Below are 25397 nucleotides of genomic sequence, written 5' to 3'. Positions count from 1 at the left end.
TCAGCAGGAGGCCTGGGCCTGTTCCTGGCGTATGCGATCCTTCAGTGCGCCGGATACATCCGGGTAGCGCTGGAGCACTTCGCTGAAGGTGGCGCAGGCGACATCACGCTGGTTCATCGCCGCGAGCGAAACGCCGAGTTTGAACAGCGTGTCGGGCGCCTTTCGCGCCTGCGGGAACTCCCGGCTCGCCGACAGGAAGATTTCCGCGGCTTCGCGCGGCTTCTCCTGCGCCAGCAGCGCCTCCCCGAGCCAGAAATGCGCATCGGAAGCGTGCTCACTTTCCGGGTAGCGTTCGATCAGGTCGCGAAAGCCGGCCTCTGCCGTGTCGTAGTCGCCTGACAGGATGAACTCGTAGGCGTTGCGGTAGATTTCCGCGTCGTCCCCGCCGCCAGGCGGCAGCGCGGCAACAGTCGTATTGTCGGAGGGCGCCGGACGTGGAGCGACGCCGGCACCGGTCGCATTGCCGTTCTCGTCGAAGATGATAGTGCCGAAATCGCGTGCCGGCGCGCCGGCCACGGGTGCTCCGCCTTCCACGCGAGGGGCGTCGGCGTAGAATTCGTCGTCGCCGCTTCCCGCCTGGTCCTGCGACGGCGGCGGCGTGCTGCCGCTCGCATCTGAGCGTCGCTGCTCCAGTTCCTGGAACCGGAGCTCGTTGTCTTCCTGCATGCGCCGAAGCTGGTCCTGCATCTGCAGGATCTGGAAGTTCAGCTCCTCAAGCGTTCCGGTGAGCTGCCGCACCTGCTCTTCGAGCTGCGCCACGCGCGGGTCGACGACCTGGGCGCTGGCGGGGAGCGCCAGAAACAACACCACCGGCAGAACCAAAACACCTCGGATCAAGGTTCTCAGATACATGACGGGTCCTTTAGTATCGGGACTGCTTGCGCAGTCCTTTGCAATGCCTCTCTATTATCAGCACCGCACAGTTCGGCCAAATTTTGTTTGGCATCAAAGCAGCAAAGGCGGCCCGTGGCCGCCCCTGCGCAGTCTGCCGCCGGAGCGGATGCCGAAAACTAGCTTCCGGCTCCGCCAAGCACCGTGACGGCGCGGCGATTCTGCGACCAGCAGGAAATGTCGTCGCAGACCGCGACCGGCCGCTCCTTGCCGTAGGAGATCGTACGGATACGGTTGGCTGGAATGCCGCGCGCGATCAGGAAGTCGCGCGCTGCGGCGGCACGGCGGGCGCCGAGCGCCAAGTTATATTCACGCGTGCCGCGTTCGTCGGCATGGCCCTCGACCGTGATCGCATAAGAGCCGTACTGCTGCAGCCACTGGGCCTGCCGGGACAGCGTCGTCTGCGCATCGGCACGAATGATCGACGAGTCGGTATCGAAGAAGATGCGGTCCCCGACATTGACGGTGAAGTCCTGGGACGAGCCAGGCGTACCCGCCGAGCCGCTGCCGCCAAGGCCGAGATCGGCTGCATTGTTGGGTGTTTGCTTGTTGGCGCATCCCGCGATGGCAAGCATTGCCACGAGCGCGATCGCTACGGGATTACGTGTGATGGCTGCGATACGGCGCATTGCCGCCTCTCCTTCGCATTCTAGTGAAATCGTTGAACAACCAGTAACCATGACTCGGTTAAGGCGGACTCAAGAAACACGGTTAACAGATCGTTTCGGTCGGTATTGAACGACGGCCAGAGGCAGACTCGACGCACTTGGCTCGAACACTAGGCTGAAATGGGGCCAAAACGCGGCGTTTTGGTGAGAAGTCCGGCCCCCGGGCCCGCGGCCGGCAGCGCCAGACGATGGCCTGGCCGCGGGCAATCCCCATCATGCGGGTTCAAATTCCGATAAACTTGCCGTAGCGTCATGGTCGCGTCGGCGGTCAGGATCAGCGACTGAACCCTCGCCGGCGAAGGGGCGCGGCCACTGCGATCAATGGGTGTGGCCTTCCCCGCAACGAGGGACACGAAACCATGCCATACACCTACACGGTCGCGGATGCGATCAGAGACTCCAAGAACCGCAAGTTCACTGCCGCGACGGCGACGCAGATTCTCGGCGATGCCAGCGCATCGCTGTCTCATGCCAAGGAGCACATGAAGAGCGAAGACTTCTGGGCGACGCAACGCACGGATTCTTCGGGAGCAGCGGTCGGCACGGTTGATGCCGTCGATGGCCATCTGAAATCGGCCTACAAGAAGCGCACAAAGCACTCGATGTTCGACTCGCCTCTGTCCTCTGTCGAAGCCATAACGGCCGCCCTCAACACCGAGATCGGAGAACTCGCGCTCAAGGCCCTTCTCGGCAAGCCAGACGCAACCGACGGCATCGATCTCTACTCCAGAACTGCAGTCGCCACGCTCGGGTCCACGAAGCAGTTCACCCGCTCGAACACCACCGGCAGTGCGGCGGGCGCGGCGAGCATGAACGACGATGCTGCAGAGTACGTCGTGGTCTGCCTTCGCAAGACCACGACGTCCTACCTCGTCTTCGCCAGCGCATACCCGGTCGCATCGAACTCGACCTCCACCACCAAGGAAGCGGGAAAGGACTGGTTTCAGAGCCAGAAGGACAAGTCGGTCATCCGTTCGATGACAAAAACGTCGCCGCCCGTCGTCATCTGGTAGGGGTTGACACGCCTCAGTCGAGTAGCGGCGACCACGCCGGGTCCGATGCGAACTGCGGCGTTGGGATGGACTGTTCGTTGCGGCCGGTCAGGTCTATCGAGACCAGTTTTGGTCCGCCCGATCCAGCATTCTCGCGGAAGAACATGATGACGCGGCCGTTCGGCGCCCAGGTCGGACCTTCCTCCAGGTAGCCGCTGCTGAGAATCCGCTCGCCCGAACCGTCGGTGCGCATGACGCCGATCTGGAACTCGCCGCCGGATTGCTTGGTGAAGGCGATGAGGTCGCCGCGCGGCGACCAGACCGGCGTCGAATAGGTGCCGTCGCCGAACGAGATGCGTTGCGGATTGGAGCCATCCGCGCCCATCGTATAGATGTGCGGGCGTCCTCCACGATCCGACGTGAACACGATCTGGCTGCCGTCAGGAGAATAGGATGGCGAAGTGTCGATCGAATTCGAGCTGGTCAGGCGGGTCGTCGAGCGGCTGCGCAGGTCCATTGTGTAGATGTTGGAATTGCCGTCGTCGCGCAGCAGACTCATGATGACCTTCTGTCCGTCGGGCGAGAACCGTGGCGCAAACGTCATCCCCGGGAAATTTCCAACCAGTTCGCGCTGGCCGGTCTCGATCTGCAGCAGGTAGACCTGCGGCTGACCGCCCTCATACGACATGTAGGTGATTTCCTGGCGGTTGGGCGAGAAGCGCGGCGTCAGCACGATCGAGCGCCCGTCGGACAGGGTCCGGTGGTTCGCACCATCCTGGTCCATGATCGCAAGCCGCTTCACACGGTCGTTCTTCGGACCACTTTCCTCGATGAAAACGATGCGCGTGTCGAAATACCCGGTCTCGCCGGTCAGCCGTTCGTAGATGGCGTCGGCGATGATGTGCGCGACACGGCGCCAGTTTGCAGGATTGGCGAAGAACTGCTCGCCGACGAGCTGCTGTCCGGCAAACGCGTCCCAGAGGCGGAATTCCGCCCGCAGCCGCCCGTCCGCCTCCCGGGTAACCCTGCCTGTGACGAGCGCCTGGGCGTTGAGGACGGTCCAGTCGGCGAAGCGTGGCGCAACGTCGGGATTGCTGATGTTCTCGATGAAGGCGCTTTTTTCGATCGGCGCAAAGAGACCCGAGCGCTTCAGGTCGGCGGTGACCACCGCGGCGATCTCCGCGCCCATCGTGTCGTCGGAGATGAAATCCGTGATCGCGATCGGCACCGGCTCGACGACGCCTCGCGTGATGTCGATCTCGAGCTGGGCTCGAGCGGGTTGCGAGATCGCAAGCGCCATGCCGAGGGCAAGAAGTCCGATGGAAAGGATGTTGTTCATAAGTCGTGTCATTCGCTTGGCCTCATGGGTCCGGAAGGGCTCATGTCGGTTCGGAAAAATCAGAACATGTCACGCGGGCTGAAATTGACCACCACTTCCGACCACGTGTCGTATTTGTCGGAGGGAAGCTGGAAGCCGCGCTGACTGCAGATCCGGATTGCTCTGGTTGTGCTCTCGTCGAATTGCCTGTTGCCGCTCGCCTGCTCGACCACCGGCACGCCGTCCAGCGTTCCTGAAGGGTCAAGGCGGAAGCGCACCCGCGTGTTGAGTTCGTCGGAACCTTCGGCGCCCACGGGCACGTTCCAGCAACTCCGCAACTGCGCGATGATTGCGTCGCGCTCGCTCTGGGTGAGCTGCGCGCCTGTCGTCTGTCGACCGCCGAGCGCGGCCTGCTCAGTGGAACGCTGGGCGCCGCCGCCGGAAGCGTCTTCTTGATTGAGAAGTGCGGCGACCTGATCCTCGATGCTGTCGGACTCCGTCTCGCTCGCCACCGACTCACGGCTAGGTTCGCTCTGCCGCTCCGGCTCCCGACGCTCGGGCGTGCGTGCCGTCTGCGCCTGTGGCGGCTGCGGCCGCGATTGTGGCGCGGGCGCGCTGGTGGGCAGGTTGACTGCTTGCTCCTGCGGCTCGGGGGTCTCTGCCACGACCGGTGGCTCCGGAGCGGGGTCCGGCGTCACTTCCTGCGGCGGCTCTGGCTCGGGTGCGACCTCGGTGGTCGGCACGGGCTCGGGCTCGGGGGTCGGCGCGGGTTCGGGCTCCGGTTCGGGTGTTGGTGTCGGCTCCGGCGCCTCGGCGGGCGGCGGCGCTGCTGCGGTCTCGACCGGGCGCGGACGCGGATCTGGCGTCGGAGGAGTTTGCAGGTCCTCGCTGTTGTCGCCAACCTCCTGCGCGTCCTCGACGACATCGGTACGCGTCGTGGGCGTCGGCGCGGGGCGCTCGGCCGCCGGCGCTTCGCGGTCTCCCTGCACGCTCTGCGAGATGTCGGACATCGGCACGATGTCGACCGGAAACGTCTCGATGTCGCCCAGTTCCATTGGCGTGGGAGACGACAGCGTTACGAGGCCGAAGCCAAGCACGACCACATGCAATGCCAGCGATGTCGTCAGCCCGACCTTCATTCCGTTCAGCCGCCCTGTTCCTGCAGGGTCACCAGCCCGACATTGCGGAAGCCCGCGCCGTTGATGCGTCCAAGTACGCGCATGACGCTGGCATAGTCGGACGCACCATCGGCGCGCACGAAGATGCGTTCCTCATAGCCGGTCTGGGCAATGGCTTCGAGCCGCGGCACGATCTCGTCGAGCGCGATCTCGGTCTCCTGGAGGAATACCTTGCCTTCGCCATTCACCGAGACGGTAATCGGCTGCGTGTCGGCCGACAGCGCGCGCGCCTGCGATTCAGGCAGGTCGATCGGCACGCCGACCGTCATCAGCGGCGCTGCGACCATGAAGATGATCAGCAACACCAGCATCACGTCGACGAACGGTGTGACGTTGATTTCGGATACCAGTGCGTGATGACGTCCGCGCCGCCTGTGGCCGCGTCCGCCGCGACCTCCGCTCTGGCCGATGGACATTCCCATGAGTGCCGCTCCTGCGTCGGGGTGTGTGTCTAGGCCGCGGCCCTTGCAGGGACCTTTTCATCGATTTGCCGCGACAGTATGGCGGAAAACTCGTCGGCAAACCCTTCCATGCGAAGGGCGATCTTGCCGGCATCCGATGACAGCTTGTTGTAGGCGATCGTCGCCGGAATGGCGGCCAACAGTCCCAATGCGGTTGCAAGCAGCGCCTCGGCGATGCCCGGCGCCACGACGGCAAGGTTGGTCGCGCCCGACGCCGCGATCGCCTGGAACGACGTCATAATGCCGACGACCGTTCCGAAGAGACCAATGAACGGCGCCGCCGAGCCGACCGATGCGAGGAAGCCGAGGCGGCCTTCCAGGCGCTCCATCTCGCGCGTCAGCGCGAGATCCATCGCCTTGTCGATACGGTTCTGCAAGCCGATCGGCGACTTGACGCCCTTCTCGAAGCTCTTCTTCCACTCACGCATGGCAGCGACGAAGACCGCGCCCATGCCGTTGGTCTTGCGCTCCGAGAGCGTTCTGTAAAGCTCCTCGAGCGACTGGCCTGACCAGAACACCTCCTCGAAGCGCGACAGCGACGAACGCATCCGGGCAAAGGAAAGCAGCTTGTCGACGATGATCGCCCACGTCCACACCGAAGCCGCGATCAGCCCCAGCATGACGAGCTTCACAACCCAGCCTGCCTGCCAGAACAGGCCCCAAATCGAGTGGTCGCCGCCGGGCGCGGCGAGAGCCAATTGTTCCATGAATCTTTAGTCCCTAAGAGTATCGGGCCTTCGCAAGGTCCGGTCCCGCGCGCATCGTTCCCACTCGGTTGCGTCCGAATTGGTCGGAACCGCCCTCGATACGCTGTTCCGGCCTTTTCCGGGCCAAATTTGGTGAAACGAAGGCGTGAGCGTCCCACGCATTCTTCACCATGATCTTCATGGGCCGTTAAGGTTAAGGATGGGTTATGAAGCGCTCGACGCTAGTCGGCGGCGTCTGGCGCGCCAGGCATGAAGGCGGCGAGCCATTCCCTGGGGAAGCGGCGCGGCCGACCGCTCTCGGAGATGATCGCGGCTTCCACCCGCGCCTCGATCAGGACGTCATCGCCACGCCTGATCTGCTGCGCCATGAAGATGCGTGCGCCCGATACGGTCTCGGTCCGGGTGTCGATCGTCAGCACGTCGTCGATGCGTGCCGGCGCGCGGAAGTCGATCTCCATCCGTCGAACCACCCAAACGAGTTTCTCGCCATGCTTGCCGTCGGCGAGTTCTGTGTGGTGAACGCCCGCCAGGCGCAGGCAGTCCGAGCGCCCGCGCTCGAGGAACTCGAGGTAGCGGGCATGATAGACGACGCCTGAAAAATCGGTGTCGGCATAGTAGACCCGCGCCAGCAGCCGATGGCCGGTCGCCGTCAATTCGCCGGAGATGGAAGGCGTGGCGGCGGAGCCGGTATGATCTTGCATGTCGCCCTGGTCCCGTATTCAGTCCGTCGTCCCAGATGGCATCCGCTCGAACCGCTGCTCGCGCACCCCACCCTGCCACTGATCGATATCAGCCTGCGCCACGAGCGTGAAGCCGCAGCTTTCATACAGATGACGCGCCGCGCTCAGCCCTGCGAATGTCGTCAGGTAGGTTCCCGCAAAACCCTGCGCGTCAGCATGCGCCAGCGCCCGCATCAGCAGACGCCTGCCCAGTCCCGTACCGCGCGCATCATCCGACAGGATGAACCAGCGCAAATGGCCAAGCGGCTCACCCTCGACGGGCGCCTCAAGGCTGACCGTGCCCAGCACGTCTCCGTCTATGGAAAATTCACAGCAGAAGAAGTCGCGCCCGTCGCGGAAGCCGGACAGGAACGCCGACAGTTCGGTCGCTACCTTCGCCTCGAAACCAAGACCGAAGTTCCATTCGCGCGCATAGTAATCCGCATGGAGGCGAACGATCTGGCCGATGACGCCGGGCCTGTAGTCCCGCGCGCTCAACTCTCCTCCTGGAACAGCGTGATCTGCTGTTGGGCAAGATCCTTGGGCGCGTCCAGCCCCATATGGCGCCAGGCGTTTGCCGTCAGCACGCGGCCACGTGGCGTGCGCTGGATGAAGCCCTGCTGGATGAGGTAGGGCTCGATGATGTCCTCAATCGCGTCGCGAGGCTCCGACAGACCGGCCGCGATCGTCTCGATTCCGACCGGGCCCCCACCAAAATTGCGTGCGATCATGCCGAGATAGCGCCGGTCCAGTTCGTCCAGCCCGAGTGCGTCGACTTCGAGGCGCGACAGGGCTGCGTCTGCTACCTTGCGGTCGACGGTCTCTGCACCCGCGACGGTGGCGAAGTCACGGACCCGCCGCAGCAGCCTGCCGGCGATGCGAGGCGTACCGCGTGCCCGCCGCGCGATCTCCACCGAGCCCTCGTCGGTCATCGGCAGCGACAGGATGCGCGCTCCACGCCGCACGATCAGTTCGAGTTCCTCGACCGTGTAGAAATTGAGCCGCACCGGAATGCCGAAGCGGTCGCGCAGCGGATTAGTGAGCAGTCCCAGCCGTGTCGTCGCCGCGACCAGCGTGAATCGTGCCAGGTCGATCTTGACCGAGCGCGCCGCCGGTCCCTCGCCGATGATCAGGTCGAGCTGGAAATCCTCCATCGCCGGATAGAGGATTTCCTCGACCGCCGGGTTGAGCCGGTGGATCTCGTCGATGAAGAGGACGTCGCGGTCTTCGAGATTGGTCAGCAGTGCGGCGAGATCGCCTGCCTTCGCGATGACCGGGCCGGAAGTCGAGCGGAAATTGACGCCCAGTTCGCGCGCCATGATCTGCGCCAGCGTCGTCTTGCCGAGCCCGGGCGGCCCGACGAACAGCACATGGTCCAGCGCCTCGCCGCGATTCTTCGCCGCCTCGATGAAGATCTTGAGATTCGCGCGTGCCGCCTGCTGGCCGACAAACTCGTCCAGCGCCTGCGGCCGAAGCGAGACGTCGGCGTCTTCGCCACGCTTTTCCGGCGTTATGAGGCGCGGGGAGAGGCTCATCTGCTTTTCATTTCACGACGACGGCGCGGTTGCAACAATGCATCACCGCGCCAGTTCCTTGAGTCCCAGGCGGATGAGTTTGGCGGAATCCGCATCCTCGCCCGAGGCTCTCAGCGCGGCAGCGACGGCATTTGCGGCCATGTCGCGCGAATAGCCGAGATTGGTCAGCGCCGAGACCGCGTCGGCGACCGGCGCAGGCGCCACCCCCTCGCCCAGTTCCTGCTTGAGGCCAATCGTGCCGGAGGCTTCGCCGGCAAAGGCCGGTGCCTTGGTCTTGAGTTCGGTAACGATGCGCTCCGCTACCTTCTTGCCGACCCCCGGCGCACGCGACACCATCGCAATGTCGCGCAGTGCGATCGCATTGGCGAGCTCCGACGGGGTCAGAGTCGAGAGCACCGCTAGCGAGACCTTCGCGCCGACGCCCTGCACACTCTGCAGCAGGCGGAACCATTCGCGCTCGAGCACCGAGCCGAACCCGTAAAGCCGGATCATGTCCTCGCGCACATAGGTCTCGATGAAGAGCACCGCCGCGACCCCGGCGCCGCCCAGCGCCGACAGCGTCCGCGTCGAGCAATAGGCGACATAGCCGACGCCGTGGACATCGATGACGCAGTGATCCTCGGCGATCTCGTCCACCGTGCCCTTGAGCTTGCCGATCATGGACGCGTCTCTGGAGCTATGATGCGAAGCGTGGGGAAATAGGAGGCGTAGCGCGCATGGTCGCGGGTCAGCAGCGAGTGCCCGGCGACGGCCGCATGAGCGCCTACATAGAAGTCGGGTAGCGGCGACCGCTTGGCCCCACCCGACCGCCGATAGAGCAGGAAGGCGCGGCCTGCGAGAAAGGCTGCCTGCCACGGCAGATCCTCGCGCGTGAACTTCGTCGGCGGCAATGCGGCCTCCAGTTCCGCTTCGCGATCGAAGCCGGCGGCCATCTCTGCGTAAATCAGCGGATTAATCACGACCGGACCCACCTCTCGCGCAATGGCGACCTGTTCCAGGGACCATGCTTCCCACTCCCCTCCGACCTCGAAAAGGTCGAGGAGCACGTTGGTGTCGATCAGCGTCGCCATCAGTCGCGCATCATTCGATAGAATTCGTCGGCGCTCAAGCCGCCGAGGTTCATCGATCCCCTGTGCTTGCGGATGTGGTCCAGAAGATCACGCACTTCCGCGCTCCGCTCCTGCTGGCCTTTAACCGCCTTCCTGAGCAGCGCGCCCTCGTCGGTGAAGACGAACTCCACCTCGCTGCCCGGCGCGATCCCTAGGTGGCGCCGGATGTTCTTCGGGATCGTGACTTGGCCTTTTTCAGTGACACGCATGGTAATACCTCTCAGGTATTACTTACTGCCCACAACAGAACAAGTCAAGAACATAGCTAGCTGGCCCGGGCCAATGCGGCCAGCCTGCCGGCGACGCTTTGACGATGATGCGCATGGCAGATGGCGATCGCCAGCGCATCGGCGGCGTCGTCGGTATCGAACGTCGCCTTCGGCATCAGCACGCGCACCATCATGTGGATCTGCTTCTTGTCGCCGTGGCCGACGCCGATCACCGCCTTCTTCACGGCATTGGGTGCATATTCCGCCACCGGCAGACCGGCAAGGGCCGGGACCAGCATGGCGATGCCCCGGGCCTGGCCGAGCTTGAGGGTGGCGGTCGCGTCCTTGTTGACGAAGGTCTGTTCTACCGCCGCCTCGTCCGGCCTCTGACCATGGACGATGGCGGACAAGCCGTCATGAAGCTCGCACAGCCGCGAGGCGAGATCGGCCTTGCCGTTGGAGTGAACCGTGCCTGCCGCCACGAAACGCAGCGAATTGGCCTGAGCCTCGACAATCCCCCAGCCTGTTCGGCGCAGGCCGGGATCGATGCCGATGATTCGAATCGCGCTGTTCATGCAAGCCACCCTATTCCATCGACCGTGGAATGCCATGCGAAAGTGAACAAATCAGAAACAGATGTTTGGGTTGGCCCATCGGGTGCCGCCGCATTGTGCCCTAGCGGACCCGCCTCCGGCATGTGACAGCGGCGCCATGAACCCGCTTGACTGGCCCTTTCCGCCGTTCGACCTACCTTTTCTCGTCCTGCTCGCGGTGGTGACGCTTGCGGGCATCGCAAGGGGAATTTCGGGGTTCGGCACCGGCATGATCGTGGCGCCGGTTGCAGGCGCCATCTACGGACCACAGGCAGCGCTCGCCATCGTCGTGTTGATGGATTCGCTGCCGACCATCCCCGTCACCCTGCCGGCGCTGCGCATCGCCGTATGGCGGGAGGTTGTGCCGGTGGCGGCGGGTCTGTTCGTCTGCTTCCCGATCGGCGTCTTCATCCTCGTCAATGGCGACGAAGAGGTCCTGCGCTGGCTCATCAGCCTCGCTATCCTTGCCTGTGTCGGGGTGCTTTGGTCGCGCTGGACCTATCACGGTCCGCGCAACCTGGCGACGTCGTTCGCGGTTGGCGGTGTTGCCGGCACCCTGTCGGGAATCGCGTCCGTGCCCGGTCCACCGGTGATCGCCTACTGGATGACCGCCGGGCTGCCGGCCGTTCTGGTTCGCGCCAACCTGCTCTCGCTGTTCTTCATTGGCGAGTTCGTCGCGCTCGGCAATCTCTGGATCGCAGGCCTGTTCCAGTGGGAAGTCGCCATGCGGGCGCTGATTGCCGCGCCGCTCTACTTTGCAGGCATAGTGGCGGGAACGTCCGCTTTCACGCGCGGCGGCGAGAGGCTCTACCGCATCGCCACCTTCACGCTCATCCTGGCCGCCGCCATCCTCGCGCTGCCGGTTTTCGACAGGGTCTTTCACGCCGCCGCGGCAGCGCTGGGCGGCTGATCAGCCGCGCGCGAATGCGGTCTGCAGGAGATTGAGCTGGTCGGACACCGGATTGCCCGTCCGCACGGCACCGACCGGACCCCGGCCAACGATCTCGCCATAAATCTGGTCGTCCATGCGCCGAACCAGCGCCTGCAGGCGCAGCGAATGATCGACGATTGCGCGGAAGGATTCCGGCAGGTCCGACCATCCCGGGGTGTCGTCCTGTGCCGACGCCGTGTCGAGCCTCACCTTGGATTTTTCCGAGGCTACCTGATCGCGCGTCATCTCGCCGGAATTGGCAGCGCGCTGCAAAAGCAGCCAGGACGCGATCTGCATCAGGCGGGTGGTCAGCCGCATTGATTCGGCGGCATAGAGCGTCGCGCCGACCCGCGACAGCGACTTGGCTGCAGCTCGGCCCTCTCCGTCGAGGTACTCCGCCGCCTGTTCGACCAGCGCCATGCCTTCATTGTAAAGCGGTTTGAACGAGTTGGAGAACACGCGCCTTTCGGCGAGCTTGATGGTGTTGCCGGTCTCGAAACCCTGCTCTTGCATGTGAACGCTACCCCGTGAACTCTCGACGCCGCCTGACCATCGAAATGGCGTGCGGCCCGTGAGCCGCGCTGCTTAAACGATGGAACAGGCAATTTGATCCCCCGAGGGGCCAAACGCAAGTGCGTGTTTAACAAAGGGTTAACGTGGATGAGCAGGCTCCCGGGGCTGCCGCAAGACAAAAAAAGAGCCGCAAAAGCGGCTCTCAGGAGTTAAACAGGGAGGCGTCAAACGGAGTGGCTCGGCCACTCGGTAAGAATCCAGATCACTGGATGCCCACAGTAATGACATGTAAAGCTTAACCGAAGCTTAACAGAATGGTTAACAAGCCGAAAATTTGTCCCGTATCGAGACAATTTACGCAGCGTCCGCGCCTGCTTCCCCCGCCGCGCAGGTTTACAACTCCCTGGCCATGTCCCGTAGCCTGAACTTCTGGATCTTCCCGGTCGACGTCTTGGGGATCTCCGCGAATACGACGGTGCGCGGGCACTTGAAGCGCGCCAGCAGGCCGCGGCAGTGTTCGATGATCTCCTCTTCGCTTGCGCTCGTGCCCAGCTTGAGCTCGACATAGGCCACGGGTGTCTCGCCCCATTTGTCGTCAGGCCGCGCCACCACGCCGCACGAAGCGACCGCCGGGTGCTTGTAAAGCGCGTCCTCGACCTCAATCGAGGAAATGTTCTCGCCACCGGAGATGATGATGTCCTTGGAACGGTCCTTGAGCTGGATATAACCGTCGCGGTGCATCACCCCCAGGTCTCCCGAATGGAACCAACCGCCGGCAAACGCCTCGTCGGTGGCCTTGGTGTTCTTCAGATAGCCCTTCATGACGATGTTGCCGCGGAACATCACTTCGCCGATGGTCTCGCCATCCGGCGGTGTCCGTTGCATGGTTGCCGGGTCCATGACGGTTAGTTCCTCGAGCGCCGCATAGCGCACGCCCTGTCGCGCTTTTTTCACCGTGCGCGCGTTGCGATCCAGATGGTCCCAGTTGGAATGCCATTCGTTGACCACCGCCGGTCCGTAGGTCTCGGTCAGCCCGTAAAGGTGGGTAACGGCGAAACCGGCATCTGCCATGCCTGACAGCACCGCCTCCGGCGGCGGCGCGGCTGCGGTGTTGAACGTGACTGTCTGCGGGAAGTCGCGCTTGTCTGCGGCTGCCGCGTTGATCAGCGTCGACATCACCACCGGTGCGCCGCACAGATGGGTGACGCCGTGATCGGCGATCGCATCGTACATCGCCCTGGCGCGCACCCAGCGCAGGCAGACATGCGTCCCGCCGGTCACGGCGAGCGTCCAGGGAAAACACCAGCCGTTGCAATGAAACATCGGCAGCGTCCACAGATAGACCGGATGGCGCCCCATGCCGGCGTGGATCGTGTTTGCATAGGCCATCAGCGCCGCACCGCGATGGTGGTAGACGACGCCCTTGGGGTTGCCCGTGGTCCCCGACGTGTAGTTCAGCGAGATCGCGTCCCATTCGTCGTCGGGCATCGACCACGCAAATCCATCGTCGCCTGAAGCGACGAAATCCTCATAGTCGATCGTGCCGAGCCGCTCGCCCTTGGCATAGGGGGCGTCGTCGCCATAGTCGGGATCGTCATAGTCGATGACCAGCGGCTTCACGCTTGCCAGCGCCAGCGCTTCCTTCACGACCCCGGAGAACTCGCGGTCGATGATCAGCACCTTGGTTTCAGCATGGTCGAGCTGGAAGGCGACGATGGCGGCATCGAGCCGCGTGTTCAGCGAATGCAGCACCGCCTTGACCATCGGCACGCCGAAATGCGCTTCCAGCATCGGCGGCGTGTTTGACAGCATCACCGTCACCGTGTCGCCCTTGCCGACGCCCCGCTCGGCCAGCGCCGAAGCGAGCTTGAGGGACCGCCGCCAGAACTCGCGGTAGGTCCACCGGGTGGCGCCATGAATGATGGCAAGCTGATCCGGGAACACCTTCGCCGCCCGTTCGAGGTAGGAAAGCGGGGTCAGCGGCTGATAATTGGCGGCATTCTTGTCGAGGCCGATTGCGTATGGATTGGTCATGGTCTCCCTCCTGCGCGCGGGATTATGCACATGGCCGCGCGGTCGTCATCATCCCCAGATTTCGATGATCCCGTCCCAGACGAGCTTGGAGCCGACGACCAGGACCATCGTGTACATGAACGGATAGAAGATCTCGGGCTTCATGCGCCGGACGATCCACGCTCCAGCGAGTGTCGCCACCGGCGCGATCGGCATCAGCACGGCGGATGCGGTGAGATTGGTGCCATCGAACTGGCCGAGCGCGAAATAGGGCACCAGCTTCACCGCATTGACGATGGCGAAGAAGACGACACTCGTGCCGACATAGATCGACGGGCTCTGCTTGAGGGGCAGCGCGTAGACCTGGTAGGGCGGCCCGCCCGCGTGGGCGACAAAGCTGGTGAAGCCGGACACTAGCGCCCACACCGTCGCCTTGCCCGCGTGGTGCGGCCGTGTCCTGTCTGCCGACGACAGCTTCTGAAGGACCCAGCGCAAGAAGAACGCCAGCGAGACGATCCCGACGATGAGCCGGACGGCGCCCGCCGTCACCATGGCCGCCGTCAGCCAGCCGATGGCGATGCCCGCAAGCGCGCCAGGCAGCATCAGCTTCAATGTCATGGGGTCGCGCTCGCCGCGCCATGCCCAGAGCGATACCATGTCCATCACGATCAGGATGGGAAGCAGGATCGCCGCCGCCTGCACCGGCGACACCACCAGCGCCATCAGCGGCACGCCGATCAGCGCGGTCGCGCCACCCAGCCCGCCCTTGGACAGGCCGACGACGATCACCGCCGGCAGGGCGGCGGCGTAGAACCAGGGATCGGTGAGGAGGGATTCCATTTCGCGGTAGGCTGGCCTTTCGCGCAAAGCCATATCCGCAATCGATCGCCTTGGCGAGACCATGACATCGGCGCCCCGCCACATGCGATGCTGTTCAAAACGCGCCGCGTGTTCTATGCCGCATTCCCACCACGATCGCCCGCCATTGAGGCCGAACCCGCGCAGGAACACCATGAACCCGACCGAAGCGCCCGACCGCTGCCGCATTGTCCTCATCGCTCCGCCCCGCGAGGAGCCGAAGCGCATCCTGTCGGCGTTTGAGGGCGGCGATGTTGCCTCTCTCATCCTGCCGCAGTGGGAGGCCGACGACGATGAGTTCCAGAGCTATGCGGAAGCGATCATCCCCGGCGCGCAGGCGGCAGGCCTCGCCGTCATGATCGCCGGCGATCCGCGCATCGCCGCGCGCTGCCGCGCCGACGGCATCCATTTCGAAGGTTCCAAGCAGGCGCTGGCAGAGATCGTCGAGAAGCACCAGGCGAAACTGATGGTCGGCACCGGTGGTGCGACAACCCGCGACGACGCGCTCGAACTTGGCGAGGTCCAGCCGGATTACATGTTCTTTGGCAAGTTCGGCTACGACAACAAGCCGGAGCCGCACCCGCGCAACCTCAAGCTTGGCGAGTGGTGGGGAGAGATGGTGCGCATTCCCTGCATCGTGATGGCCGGTTCGGATCTGGCAGGTCTGGCCGCCGTGGCCGAAACCGGAGTCGATTTCGTCGCGCTGTCCGCGGCCGTGTTCGGCGATGGCATCGACCCTGCGCAAGCTGTCGCCCGCGCCAATGAATTGCTCGACCAGGCACCCCGCTTCGATGAGGGTTGACGCCAGGACCATGCGACGCACTGTTCTCGTCCTGATCGGGCTGCTTGCCGCCACCCCTGGATCGGCCCAGCAGCTCGCGCCCGATGGCGGCAGGGTAACCGCGCCTGAAATCGAGGCGATCGATCCCGACCGCTTCGGCAGCCGGCCAGCCGATGCAGCCTACAGCGCTTATCAGCGCGGCTACTACATCACGGCCCTCAACCTCGCCACGCCGTTGGCGCTCGACGGCGATCCTGCGGCACAGGCGTTGATCGGCGAGATCTATTCCAGCGGTCTCGGCGTCCGCCGCGACATGGCCAAAGCCGTGGAATGGTACGGGAAGGCCGCCGAGCAAGACGTTCCCGAAGCACTGTTCCAGCTCGCCATGATCCTGCTCGACGGCGGCGCCGAATTTCGCGACGAAGAGCGGGCCTTTTCGCTGATGGAGCGCGCCGCGGATGCCGGTCACCGCCTCGCACGGTTCAACTTCGCCCAGATGCTGGCTGATCGCGACCCGACCGAACGTGGACGCGAGCGGGCCGCGGAATATTACGAAATGGCGGCCGAAGGCGGTCTTGCGGATGCGCAGTACGCGATGGCGCAGTTTTTTCGCAACGGCACCGGCGGCAAACCGGTCGACCTGGACAAGGCCCGCTACTGGCTGGAACTGGCCGCGAACCAGAACTACGACACCGCCCAGATCGAACTCGGCACGATGCTGGTCGAGGGTCGCGGCGGCGCCGAGCAGGAAAAGGCCGGTTTTGCGTGGCTGATGCGCGCTGCTCGCGCCGGCAATCCCGCTGCGCAGAACCGGGTCGCCAAGCTCTACCGTTCCGGCGTCGGCGTCGAGGCCGACAGGGTGACGGCCGTCGCCTGGTATCTGCGCGCGCGCCGCGCCGGGCTCGTCGACCAGGTGATGGAAGACCACATCGACGGCCTCACCGAAGAGGAACTTGACCTCGCCAGGCGACGCGCCGCCATTCTGTAGCCGGAGTGCGGGCCGAACTCGATACGTCGCTCGACTGCATCCGCCGTCCTGTAGCGCGCTATCTTGCTTCGCGCGGCGTTTTGTGGTCTTGGAAGCGCCGAATGCGTGCCGGCTACGGTATGCGACCAGAAATCCCGGAAACGAGCAATGGCTAAGATCAACGGCAACGAAATCCGTCCCGGCAATGTCATCGAGCACGATGGCGGCCTGTGGGTGGCGGTGAAGACCAATGCGGTGAAGCCCGGCAAGGGCGGCGCCTACAACCAGGTCGAGTTGAAGAACCTCATCAACGGCACCAAGCTGAACGAGCGCTTCCGCGCTGCCGAAACGGTCGAGAAGGTTCGCCTCGAGCAGAAGGACTTCACCTTCCTCTACGAGCAGGGGGAGGCGTTGGTGTTCATGGACGACGAGAGCTACGAGCAGCTCGAACTCCTCAAGGATTTCGTCGGCGATCGCGCCGCGTTCCTGCAGGACGGCATGAAGGTTACCGTGGAGCTGCATGAAGAGCGCCCGATCGGCATCTCGCTGCCCGATCACGTGACGCTGACCATCACCGAAGCCGACCCGGTCGTGAAGGGCCAGACCGCTGCCTCGTCCTACAAGCCGGCAGTGCTCGAAAACGGCATCCGTGTCCTGGTGCCGCCATTCATCTCGTCCGGCGAGCGCATCGTCGTCGACACCAACGAAATCACCTACCTGCGCCGCGCCGACTGACGCGGCCAGCACGAGACGGATTACCTCATGGCCCGCTCAGCGATCATCAACGTCATGGTGCAGACCGCCATGAAGGCCGGCCGGTCGCTGGCGCGCGACTTTGGCGAGGTCCAGAACCTGCAGGTGTCCCTGAAGGGACCCGGCGACTATGTCAGCCAGGCCGATCGCAAGGCGGAAGAGATCATCCACGCCGAGCTTTCCAAGGTTCGGCCGGGCTATTCCTTCCTGATGGAGGAGCGCGGCGCCGTCGAAGGCGATGACGACCAGCACCGCTGGATCGTCGATCCGCTCGACGGCACCACCAACTTCCTGCACGGCATCCCGATCTTCTCGATCTCGATCGCGCTGGAGCGGCAGGGCCAGATCGTCGCCGGTGTCGTCTACAACCCGGCGATGGACGAGCTCTATACCGCCGAACGCGGCGGCGGCGCGTTCATGAACGACCGCCGGCTTCGTGTCGCGGCGCGCAAGCATCTCTCCGACGCGGTGGTGAGCACCGGCGTCCCGCATCTCGGACGCGGCCATCATGGCCGGGCGCTGCTCGAACTCAAGAACGTCATGGGAGAGACCGCCGGCATCCGCAGGTTCGGCTCGGCCGCCCTCGACCTCGCCTATGTGGCGGCGGGACGCGTCGACGGCTACTGGGAAAACTGGCTTGCGCCTTGGGACGTCGCTGCGGGCATCCTGCTGGTGCGCGAGGCCGGTGGCTTCTGTACCGACCACAAGGGTGGGCAGGACATGTTCGACGAAGGCAGCATCGTCGCCGGCAACGAACCGATCCACCGTGCGTTGCTCAAGACGATCCAGAAGACGGCCTGAACCGTATCACAAGGCATCGGGGGTTTGACGGGAGCGACGCGCGGCGGTGCGCCCGGCACAACGTCTTTCAATTTCGTCATAATTCCGTTTAGAGTCGCGATCACTTTGATGCGGAATTCGAATTAGAGGCGCGCGAATGGCATTTCTCAGATCCTTGGGAGCGGACGACGGCCTGTCCGAGGACTCGGAATACGATCCGCGAAACCTGTCGAGCCCCCAGGTTTTCCTGTTCTCGATGCTGATCTTCCTGGCGATCGCCGGCTTCGTCGTCGCCATTCTCTACCGCCAGATCTCGTCGGCCTTCCAGACCAATCCGGGCTTGAACGGGCTCATTCTCGGCGTGCTTGCGGTCGGTATTCTGCTGGTTTTCGGTCAGGTCCTGCGCCTGTTCCGCGAGGTGCGCTGGGTCAATTCGTTCCGTGCCGGCACCCAGGCGCGCGATCCGGTGCTGCTCGCGCCGATGAAGGCACTGCTGGGACGGTCGTCGGCGATGTCGCTGTCGACCACGTCGATGCGCTCGATCCTCGACTCGATCGCGACCCGACTGGACGAGAGCCGCGACATCAGCCGCTATCTCACCGGCCTGCTCGTGTTCCTCGGCCTGCTCGGTACTTTCTGGGGCCTGCTGCAGACGATCAGTTCGATCGGCAACACGATCCAGACGCTTGACCCGGGCTCGGGCAACACCAATGACGTGATCGATTCGCTGAAGGACGGCCTCACGGCGCCACTCGCCGGCATGGGGACGGCGTTTTCCTCGTCGCTCTTCGGTCTCGCGGGCTCGCTCGTACTCGGCTTTCTCGATCTGCAGGCCGGCCGCGCCCAGACGCGCTTCTACACCGAGCTGGAAAACTGGCTGTCATCCGTCACCGATGTCGGTTCCGACTTCGTTGTCGGGGCCGACAAGGCAAACAATACCGAAGAACTCAAGGCGCTGTCGGAGCGCCTGCGCACGATGCAGGAGGGAGAAGGCGCCTCCAGTCCGCGCATCGCCGCCTCCATGGCGAGCCTGGCCGATGGCATATCCGGCTTGGTCAAGAACATGCGCAACGAGCAGCAGATCATGCGCGACTGGGTCGAGGCCCAGGCCAACGAGCAGAAGGCAATGCGCGTGACCCTCGACAAGCTTGCAGACGCCATCCGCAAGCAGGAGAAGAGCTGACATGGCGCTTGCGCGCAACCGGCGCGGCGATCGCCATATCGACTATTGGCCCGGCTTCGTCGACGTTTTGTCGACGCTGCTTCTCGCCATCATGTTTCTGCTTTCCGTATTCGTGCTGGCGCAGTTCCTGCTCAGCCAGGAAATCACCGGCCGCGACGAGGTGCTCACGCGCCTCAATTCGCAGATCAACGAATTGACGCAGCTGCTGGCGCTGGAGCAATCCAACACGCAGGACCTGGAGGACATGCTCTCCAACATGCGCGCATCGCTGGAGGAATCCGAGGGTGAACGTTCGCGTCTCGAAGACCTGCTCGCATCCGGAGCGGGCGTCAGCGAGGAAGCCGAGGCACGCGCTGGCCAGCTTTCGGGAGAACTCGACGCCGAGCGCCAGATCAGCCAGCGGGCGCTCAGCCAGGTGGAACTGCTCAACCGCCAGATTTCCGCGCTCCGCAGCCAGATCGGCGCGCTGGAGGCGGCGCTCGAAGCGTCCGAGGCCCGCGATGCCGAATCCAATACCAAGATCGCCGATCTCGGCCGCCGCCTCAACGTCGCGCTGGCGCAGCGCGTTCAGGAACTGAACCGCTATCGCTCCGACTTCTTCGGCCGTCTGCGCGAGATTTTGTCGGACCGTGAGAACATCCGCATCGTCGGCGACCGCTTCGTATTCCAGTCGGAGGTGCTTTTCCCGTCCGGATCGGACGTGATCAACGATGCCGGCCGCGAGGAGATGGAAAAGCTCGCCGGCGCCATCCTCGAATTGCAGCGCGAGATTCCGCCGGAGATCAACTGGGTGCTCCGGGTCGATGGCCACACCGACAACATCCCACTTTCCGGCACCGGTCGGTATCGCGACAACTGGGAACTCTCGTCGGCGCGCGCGACCTCGGTGGTCAAATTCCTGATCGAGAACGGTGTGCCGCCCGAAAGACTGGTCGCGGCCGGCTTTGGCGAATTCCAGCCGCTCGACCCAGCGGACACGCCCGAGGCGCGCAACCGCAACCGCCGTATTGAGCTCAAGCTCACCGAGCGTTGAGGTAGACGAATGCGGATTTCTGACCGTCGTTGAACCCAGCATCAAACATGAAAACCGTCGCCACTGCCATGCTCAAGCCCCTTGCCCTTTGCATCACCGTCACGGCCGCCATCCTTTGTTCTGCCGCCAATGCCGACGAGGTCGATGACGCAATAGCGTCCTTCATAAACGCCGACGGCTTTGCCCAGGAGGATGCCGAAATCGTCGACGGCGAGCTTGTCGGCCTTTTCTCAGGCTCTGGGGCGATGCGCCCCGACGGCGCGGCCAGCCCCGTGGAGAAAGCGCTTCTGCTGATCGATTCCATGGAAGCACCGCTGTCTCGTGTGCGCTACATGGTTCGCTACGGGCAGATGATCCAGGCCGACACGCCGTTGTCGTTCGTCACCGTCGAGCGATACAATTTCGGGCCGATCATCCGCCAGCAGGTGATCGATGCCTACGGTGAGGAAAATGCGGATACGCCCGACGCCTTCGGGGTCGGGCCGCACGTCGCCTGGCGGATTGTCACCATGCCGTTGATGGGCCAGACGGCCGCCGTCATCGAGGCCGCAAGGCGAGAGATCGGAGACGAGGAGGCGGAGGGATTGGATTGCGGCGGCCGCGGGTGCCTCTCCTATTCGCCGACCCCCGACGAGATGCAGCTCTGGGACGAGGTCGACGGCCCGCAGCCGATGGAGACAGCCTACGAGGAGTCCAGCACCGACGATGTGGCGGTTCCGGCGCGCGCGGCGGCGGAGCTGACGGTCGCGGCCAGCCTGGCGTCGAACGAAGGCAACTTTTCCTGGCATGGTCCGGAGCAGCCTGAGGCAGCGCGCGGCGCCGAGCCGTTCCTGTTCGTCACGATCGATCGCGATCTCGGCCAGGATACTAGCGTCGATGCCGTGCTCGGCCAGACGCTGCTCAACGACGATGCGATCGACGCGCTCTGGCACCGACGCGCAGAGTTCCCCGGTTCGGTCTATTGGATGCGAGCAGCCACGCAGAAAAGCAGATAGCCATGTCATTCGAAAAACTCGACGACCTCTACCGCCGCATCGACGCGATCGACCATGCCCTGTCGATCCTCGGGGCCGACGAGGCAACCAACATGGCGGTAGGTGGCGGCGAGGCCCGTGCCGAATCGATGGCGACTCTCGCCGGCATGCGCCATCGCATGGCGACGGCGCCGGACATCTCCGGCTGGATCGAGACCGCCGAAGGAGAGGCGCTGAACGAAGAGCAGGCGATAGCGCTGCGGGAATTCCGCCGCAGCCATCTCAACCTGACCTGCCTGCCGCCCGAATTCGTGGAGCGCCAGACACGCACCCGCATGCGTTGCGAACAATTGTGGCGCGACATGCGGGCTCGCAACGACTGGGCCGGTTTCCAGCCGGCGCTGACCGGTGTGGTGGAACTCGCGCGCGAGGAAGCCGCGTTGCGCTCCGACGCGCTCGGGCTTGAGCCCTATGACGCGATGATGGAGCAGTACGATCCCGGAAATCGCGTCGCCGACATCGCGCCGGTCCTCGATGAACTCAAGGCCTTTCTGGTCGATTTCGTGCCGAGAGCCCTGGCGATCCAGGAAGAGCGCCTTTCAAGACACCCGCTGAAGCCTTTGTCGGGCGCCTATCCCATCGAGAAGCAGCGGGAACTCGGCCTTGCAATGATGGCAGCCGTCGGGTTCGACGTCACCCACGGCAGCCTGTCGATATCGCACCATCCGTTTTGCGGCGGCGTCCCGACTGATGTGCGCATCACCACGCGCTACCGCACCAGCGAATTCCTCTCGTCCTTGATGGGCGTGCTGCACGAGACGGGGCACGCGCTCTACGAGCAGGGGCTGCCGCGCGAGAACGCACACTGGCCGTCAGCCAAGGCACGCGGCATGGCCATGCACGAGAGCCAGAGCCTGTTCGTCGAGAAGCAGATCGGCCGCAATCCCGCCTTCTGGCAATGGGCTCTGCCCGTGGTCGAGCGCTATCTCGGCGAGAGCTGGACCCTCGACGATATCCTTCCGCACGTCCATGGCGTCGAGCGCGGGCTGATCCGCGTCGATGCCGACGAGGTGACATACCCGCTGCACGTCATCCTGCGCTTCGAACTGGAGCAGGACCTGATCTCCGGGCGGCTCGAGGTCGCCGACCTGCCCGAGGCCTGGGACACCAAGATGAAGGACTATCTCGGGCTTTCGACCATCGACGCGCCCGCCGATGGCCCGATGCAAGACGTCCACTGGCCCGCCGGCGCCTTCGGCTATTTCCCGTCATACACCTTGGGGGCAATGATCGCCGCGCAGCAGTGGGCGGCCATCGAACGCGAATCTCCCGATATGGGCGACGACTTCGCGCAAGGCCGCTTCGACCGGGTCAATCAATGGCGATCCGACCACATCTGGTCGCAGGCGTCGCGCTGGTCGACGCCGGAACTGATCGAGCGCGCGACCGGCGAGCCGCTCAACGCGGATCATTTCCGTCGTCATCTGGAAAAGCGCTACGGCACGGCCTGACGCGGCAATCATTTATTAACCATAGCCAAGCCTGCCGACGCCGCATTTGGCGACCGGCTGGCCCGTGAAATGGACGTGTTCCTCTACGTCAAATCATGGCCGCGCCCCGAGCATTCGCCATAAGTGCCTATTATTGCGCCATGAATCGCGCTGAGCCGATGACGAAGATATGATGATCTTGAGAGCGACACTGCGTTCACTAAAAAAATTTTAGTCGACGAAACGGTTGTATTTCAAGTGCTTGGCTATCGCCGAACGGGTGTTGCTGCCACGTCATTTGACGTGATCGCTTGAACGGGAACCACCGGCCACATACCTGCAGAACAGCCGGGACAACCGGGTGCATTTTGGAGAGAGTGCAGCCCAGAGTTGTCTGGACGGCTGGTTCTGGATTGGCGGCTCCCAACGCCGATCCGTCACAGTGGAATAAACGAAATGACACATACTATCCTCAAGTCAGCACTCGCCGCCCTCATCGTCTCCGCACCTCTCGCTGGTGCCTTTGCCGAACCCCTGACGAGGCCGTCACCCGCTGACGTCACCTACTCCCAGTCTCTCGCCACCGGCATCGACAACATGAGCACCAGTGCCATCAACAGCAATCGTCTGGGTGCAGCCGACGCGGTGCGTCAGTCTCCCGCCGATGCCAGCTACGAAGCTTCGGTAAACACTCTGCAGAGCGGGTCGAGCGTCACCTACGACAAGCTCCTCAAGAGCCAGATCAAGGCCGCCGAGACAGGCGTCATCAACGCCCGCCAGAATGGCCCGGTCAATGAAGCCGAGGTCGCCCGGATCCATTCGCAGCTCGATTCGATCCGTCAGGCCGCCGCAGACCAGGCAGGGTCGCTGAGCGAGGGAAGCTACCAGACGCTTTCCAACCAGCTCAATGCCGTGAACCAGGGCATCTACGCCCTCACCAACGGCTGATTGGTTCCTTGAACCGCTTCGCCACAGAAGGCCGCCCGACAAGGCGGCCTTCTTTTTTGCTTCCGCGTTGACCCTGCAGGGAAAACCGCGTCAACGTTCCCGCGCATGAATGCGGGAGGAACCATGGCGCAGGATGCGGATGCAATCGTCATCGGGGGCGGCCTTGCCGGTCTCGTGGCGGCATGTGAACTGGCCGACGCCGGCAAGCGCGTCGTTATCCTTGAACAGGAAGGCGAGCAGTCGCTGGGCGGCCAGGCATTCTGGTCGCTGGGCGGCCTCTTTTTCGTCGACAGTCCTGAACAACGCCGGATGCGGATCAGCGACAGCCATGCCCTTGCGCTGGGCGACTGGCTCGGCTCCGCCCAATTTGACCGTGCGGAAGATTTCTGGCCGCGACGCGTCGCCGAGGCCTTTATCGACTTCGCCGCCGGCGAGATGCGCCAGTGGCTCCACGCCATGGGCATGCGCTGGTTTCCGGTCGTCGGCTGGGCCGAGCGCGGCGGCGCCCACGCCCATGGACACGGCAATTCCGTTCCGCGCTTCCACATCACCTGGGGCACAGGTCCCGGCGTGCTGGAGCCGTTTCTGCGCCGCATAGCCGCGCACCGAGACAGCGGCAGGGTCGACATTCGGTTTCGCCATCGCGCGGGGCGCCTCGTCACCACCAACGGCGCCGTCACCGGCGTGTCCGGCGATATACTCGAATCATCGGAGGTCGAGCGCGGCCAGCGCTCCAGCCGCGAAGTGACCGGAAGTTTTGAGCTTTCGGCTGGCGCGATTCTTGTCACGTCCGGCGGCATCGGCGGCAATTTCGACCTCGTGCGCAAGGCTTGGCCGGTGGAGAGACTCGGTCCGGCTCCGAAAACCATGATCGCCGGCGTCCCCCACCACGTCGATGGCCGCATGGTCGCGATCGCGCAGCAGGCCGGCGCCGCGCTGATCAATGCCGACCGCATGTGGCACTACACCGAAGGCGTGCGCAATTGGTCACCGATCTGGCCCGAGCATGGCATCCGCATCCTGCCGGGGCCGTCCTCGATGTGGTTCGACGCCCGCGGCGACCGTCTTCCCCCGCCCTGCATGCCCGGCTTCGACACCCTGTCGACTCTGAAACACATCCTTGCCACAGGCCATGACTATTCTTGGTTCGTGCTGACTCAGTCGATCATCGAGAAGGAATTCGCCTTGTCGGGCTCCGAGCAGAACCCTGATCTGACGTCGAAGAAATGGCTGCAGGTTCTCAAGAGCCGGCGCGGCTCCGGCGCGACGCCACCCGTCGAGGCTTTCAAGGCAAACGGCGCGGATTTCGTCGTCCGCGACACCCTGCCCGAACTGGTCGCCGGCATGAACGCGCTGACCGACGTGCCCCTTCTCGATCATGAGCACCTCGCGATGCAGATCGAGGCACGCGACCGCCAGATCGACAATCCTTTCTCCAAGGATGCACAGGTCACCGCGATCCGCGGCGCCCGCGCCTATCTCGGCGACAAGCTCATCCGCACTGCCCGGCCGCACCGCATCCTCGATCCGGCCCATGGGCCGCTCATCGCCGTCAGGCTGCACATCCTCACGCGCAAGACGCTGGGCGGCCTGCACACCAACCTCGATGCCCAGGCGCTCGACGGCGCCGGACAGCCCATTTCCGGCCTTTATGCGGCGGGAGAGGTGGCGGGCTTCGGCGGTGGCGGCTATCACGGCTACAACGCGCTCGAGGGAACCTTCCTCGGCGGCTGCATCTTCTCAGGCAGGAATGCCGGCAGGCACGCGGCCGCAAATCTGTAACGACAAGAGAA

The 25397-nt window shown here is 64.1% G+C and carries 28 protein-coding genes; 12 read left to right on the top strand and 16 right to left on the bottom strand.

The genetic code is table 11. From position 1 onward, the window contains the following. Complete coding sequence (ybgF, locus tag AAFN84_RS23100) at positions 1–852, bottom strand: tol-pal system protein YbgF (protein WP_347517073.1); 852 nt, start codon at positions 850–852, stop codon at positions 1–3. 158 nt (positions 853–1010) lie between these two features. After that, complete coding sequence (gene pal / locus AAFN84_RS23095) at positions 1011–1520, bottom strand: peptidoglycan-associated lipoprotein Pal (protein ID WP_347517072.1); 510 nt, start codon at positions 1518–1520, stop codon at positions 1011–1013. Positions 1521–1918: 398 nt separating this feature from the next. On the opposite strand from pal, the gene AAFN84_RS23090 reads away from it, so the two are divergent. After that, the gene (locus AAFN84_RS23090) at positions 1919–2572 is read left to right on the top strand and encodes a hypothetical protein (protein ID WP_347517071.1); all 654 of its coding nucleotides are present in this window, start codon (positions 1919–1921) and stop codon (positions 2570–2572) included. A gap of 13 nt (positions 2573–2585) precedes the next feature. On the opposite strand, the gene tolB is transcribed toward AAFN84_RS23090, so the two are convergent. From tolB to ruvC, 11 genes are all read right to left on the bottom strand, one after another. Further along, positions 2586–3902, bottom strand: a complete 1317-nt coding sequence (gene tolB, locus AAFN84_RS23085; protein ID WP_347517070.1) for a Tol-Pal system beta propeller repeat protein TolB — start codon at positions 3900–3902, stop codon at positions 2586–2588. 47 nt (positions 3903–3949) lie between these two features. Beyond that, positions 3950–5008: a TonB family protein gene (locus AAFN84_RS23080; RefSeq protein ID WP_347517069.1), complete on the bottom strand. Its 1059-nt coding sequence runs from the start codon at positions 5006–5008 to the stop codon at positions 3950–3952. A gap of 5 nt (positions 5009–5013) precedes the next feature. Continuing rightward, entirely contained in the window at positions 5014–5469 is a 456-nt protein-coding gene (gene tolR, locus AAFN84_RS23075) for a protein TolR (protein ID WP_347517068.1), read from the bottom strand. A 29-nt stretch (positions 5470–5498) separates the two neighbouring features. Continuing rightward, positions 5499–6215 carry a protein TolQ gene (tolQ, locus tag AAFN84_RS23070; RefSeq protein WP_347517067.1) on the bottom strand — a complete coding sequence of 239 codons (717 nt, stop codon included), beginning with the start codon at positions 6213–6215 and terminating at the stop codon, positions 5499–5501. Positions 6216–6436: 221 nt separating this feature from the next. Beyond that, positions 6437–6916, bottom strand: coding sequence for a tol-pal system-associated acyl-CoA thioesterase (ybgC, locus tag AAFN84_RS23065; RefSeq protein WP_347517066.1), 480 nt, complete (start codon positions 6914–6916; stop codon positions 6437–6439). 18 nt (positions 6917–6934) lie between these two features. Further along, entirely contained in the window at positions 6935–7432 is a 498-nt protein-coding gene (locus AAFN84_RS23060; protein ID WP_347517065.1) for a GNAT family N-acetyltransferase, read from the bottom strand. Further along, positions 7429–8469 (bottom strand): Holliday junction branch migration DNA helicase RuvB, encoded by a 1041-nt coding sequence (gene ruvB, locus AAFN84_RS23055; protein WP_347517064.1) that lies wholly within the window; start codon positions 8467–8469, stop codon positions 7429–7431. The genes AAFN84_RS23060 and ruvB overlap by 4 nt, the downstream gene beginning before the upstream one ends. Positions 8470–8511: 42 nt before the next feature. After that, positions 8512–9129, bottom strand: coding sequence for a Holliday junction branch migration protein RuvA (ruvA, locus tag AAFN84_RS23050; RefSeq protein ID WP_347517063.1), 618 nt, complete (start codon positions 9127–9129; stop codon positions 8512–8514). Then, positions 9126–9539, bottom strand: a complete 414-nt coding sequence (locus tag AAFN84_RS23045; RefSeq protein ID WP_347517062.1) for a type II toxin-antitoxin system VapC family toxin — start codon at positions 9537–9539, stop codon at positions 9126–9128. The genes ruvA and AAFN84_RS23045 overlap by 4 nt, the downstream gene beginning before the upstream one ends. Further along, positions 9539–9787: an AbrB/MazE/SpoVT family DNA-binding domain-containing protein gene (locus tag AAFN84_RS23040; RefSeq protein ID WP_347517061.1), complete on the bottom strand. Its 249-nt coding sequence runs from the start codon at positions 9785–9787 to the stop codon at positions 9539–9541. The genes AAFN84_RS23045 and AAFN84_RS23040 overlap by 1 nt, the downstream gene beginning before the upstream one ends. A 56-nt stretch (positions 9788–9843) precedes the next feature. After that, complete coding sequence (ruvC, locus tag AAFN84_RS23035) at positions 9844–10362, bottom strand: crossover junction endodeoxyribonuclease RuvC (protein ID WP_347517060.1); 519 nt, start codon at positions 10360–10362, stop codon at positions 9844–9846. A 136-nt stretch (positions 10363–10498) separates the two neighbouring features. Between ruvC and AAFN84_RS23030 the strand changes: the two genes are divergently transcribed. After that, complete coding sequence (locus AAFN84_RS23030; protein WP_347517059.1) at positions 10499–11290, top strand: sulfite exporter TauE/SafE family protein; 792 nt, start codon at positions 10499–10501, stop codon at positions 11288–11290. Here AAFN84_RS23030 and AAFN84_RS23025 read toward each other — a convergent pair whose 3' ends face one another. The 3 genes from AAFN84_RS23025 to AAFN84_RS23015 form a co-directional block, all read right to left on the bottom strand. After that, positions 11291–11824, bottom strand: a complete 534-nt coding sequence (locus AAFN84_RS23025; protein WP_347517058.1) for a DUF1465 family protein — start codon at positions 11822–11824, stop codon at positions 11291–11293. A 393-nt stretch (positions 11825–12217) separates the two neighbouring features. Continuing rightward, positions 12218–13858 (bottom strand): acyl-CoA synthetase, encoded by a 1641-nt coding sequence (locus tag AAFN84_RS23020; RefSeq protein WP_347517057.1) that lies wholly within the window; start codon positions 13856–13858, stop codon positions 12218–12220. A 48-nt stretch (positions 13859–13906) separates the two neighbouring features. Beyond that, positions 13907–14677, bottom strand: coding sequence for a sulfite exporter TauE/SafE family protein (locus AAFN84_RS23015; RefSeq protein WP_347517235.1), 771 nt, complete (start codon positions 14675–14677; stop codon positions 13907–13909). 172 nt (positions 14678–14849) lie between these two features. Here AAFN84_RS23015 and AAFN84_RS23010 point away from each other — a divergent pair, with 172 nt between their 5' ends. From AAFN84_RS23010 to AAFN84_RS22965, 10 genes are all read left to right on the top strand, one after another. Beyond that, entirely contained in the window at positions 14850–15497 is a 648-nt protein-coding gene (locus tag AAFN84_RS23010; RefSeq protein ID WP_347517056.1) for a thiamine phosphate synthase, read from the top strand. Positions 15498–15507: 10 nt separating this feature from the next. Continuing rightward, positions 15508–16464, top strand: coding sequence for a tetratricopeptide repeat protein (locus AAFN84_RS23005; RefSeq protein ID WP_347517055.1), 957 nt, complete (start codon positions 15508–15510; stop codon positions 16462–16464). A 147-nt stretch (positions 16465–16611) separates the two neighbouring features. Then, positions 16612–17178: an elongation factor P gene (efp, locus tag AAFN84_RS23000; RefSeq protein WP_347517054.1), complete on the top strand. Its 567-nt coding sequence runs from the start codon at positions 16612–16614 to the stop codon at positions 17176–17178. Positions 17179–17205: 27 nt separating this feature from the next. Further along, on the top strand, positions 17206–17997 hold the full coding sequence (locus AAFN84_RS22995) for an inositol monophosphatase family protein (RefSeq protein ID WP_347517053.1): 792 nt from the start codon (positions 17206–17208) through the stop codon (positions 17995–17997). 136 nt (positions 17998–18133) lie between these two features. Beyond that, entirely contained in the window at positions 18134–19159 is a 1026-nt protein-coding gene (locus tag AAFN84_RS22990) for a MotA/TolQ/ExbB proton channel family protein (protein ID WP_347517052.1), read from the top strand. Between the two features lies 1 nt (position 19160). Then, complete coding sequence (locus tag AAFN84_RS22985) at positions 19161–20192, top strand: peptidoglycan -binding protein (protein ID WP_347517051.1); 1032 nt, start codon at positions 19161–19163, stop codon at positions 20190–20192. 47 nt (positions 20193–20239) lie between these two features. After that, the gene (locus tag AAFN84_RS22980) at positions 20240–21187 is read left to right on the top strand and encodes a hypothetical protein (protein ID WP_347517050.1); all 948 of its coding nucleotides are present in this window, start codon (positions 20240–20242) and stop codon (positions 21185–21187) included. Between the two features lie 2 nt (positions 21188–21189). Next, on the top strand, positions 21190–22677 hold the full coding sequence (locus AAFN84_RS22975) for a carboxypeptidase M32 (protein ID WP_347517049.1): 1488 nt from the start codon (positions 21190–21192) through the stop codon (positions 22675–22677). Between the two features lie 435 nt (positions 22678–23112). Further along, on the top strand, positions 23113–23604 hold the full coding sequence (locus AAFN84_RS22970) for a hypothetical protein (protein ID WP_347517048.1): 492 nt from the start codon (positions 23113–23115) through the stop codon (positions 23602–23604). Between the two features lie 123 nt (positions 23605–23727). Then, entirely contained in the window at positions 23728–25386 is a 1659-nt protein-coding gene (locus AAFN84_RS22965; RefSeq protein WP_347517047.1) for an FAD-binding dehydrogenase, read from the top strand. The last annotated feature ends 11 nt before the right edge of the window (positions 25387–25397 follow it).

The organism is Mesorhizobium sp. CAU 1741 (assembly GCF_039839275.1).
In the GTDB taxonomy this organism is placed as follows: Bacteria; Pseudomonadota; Alphaproteobacteria; order Rhizobiales; family Rhizobiaceae; genus Aerobium.
This window is presented reverse-complemented; position numbering and strand designations above follow the sequence as displayed.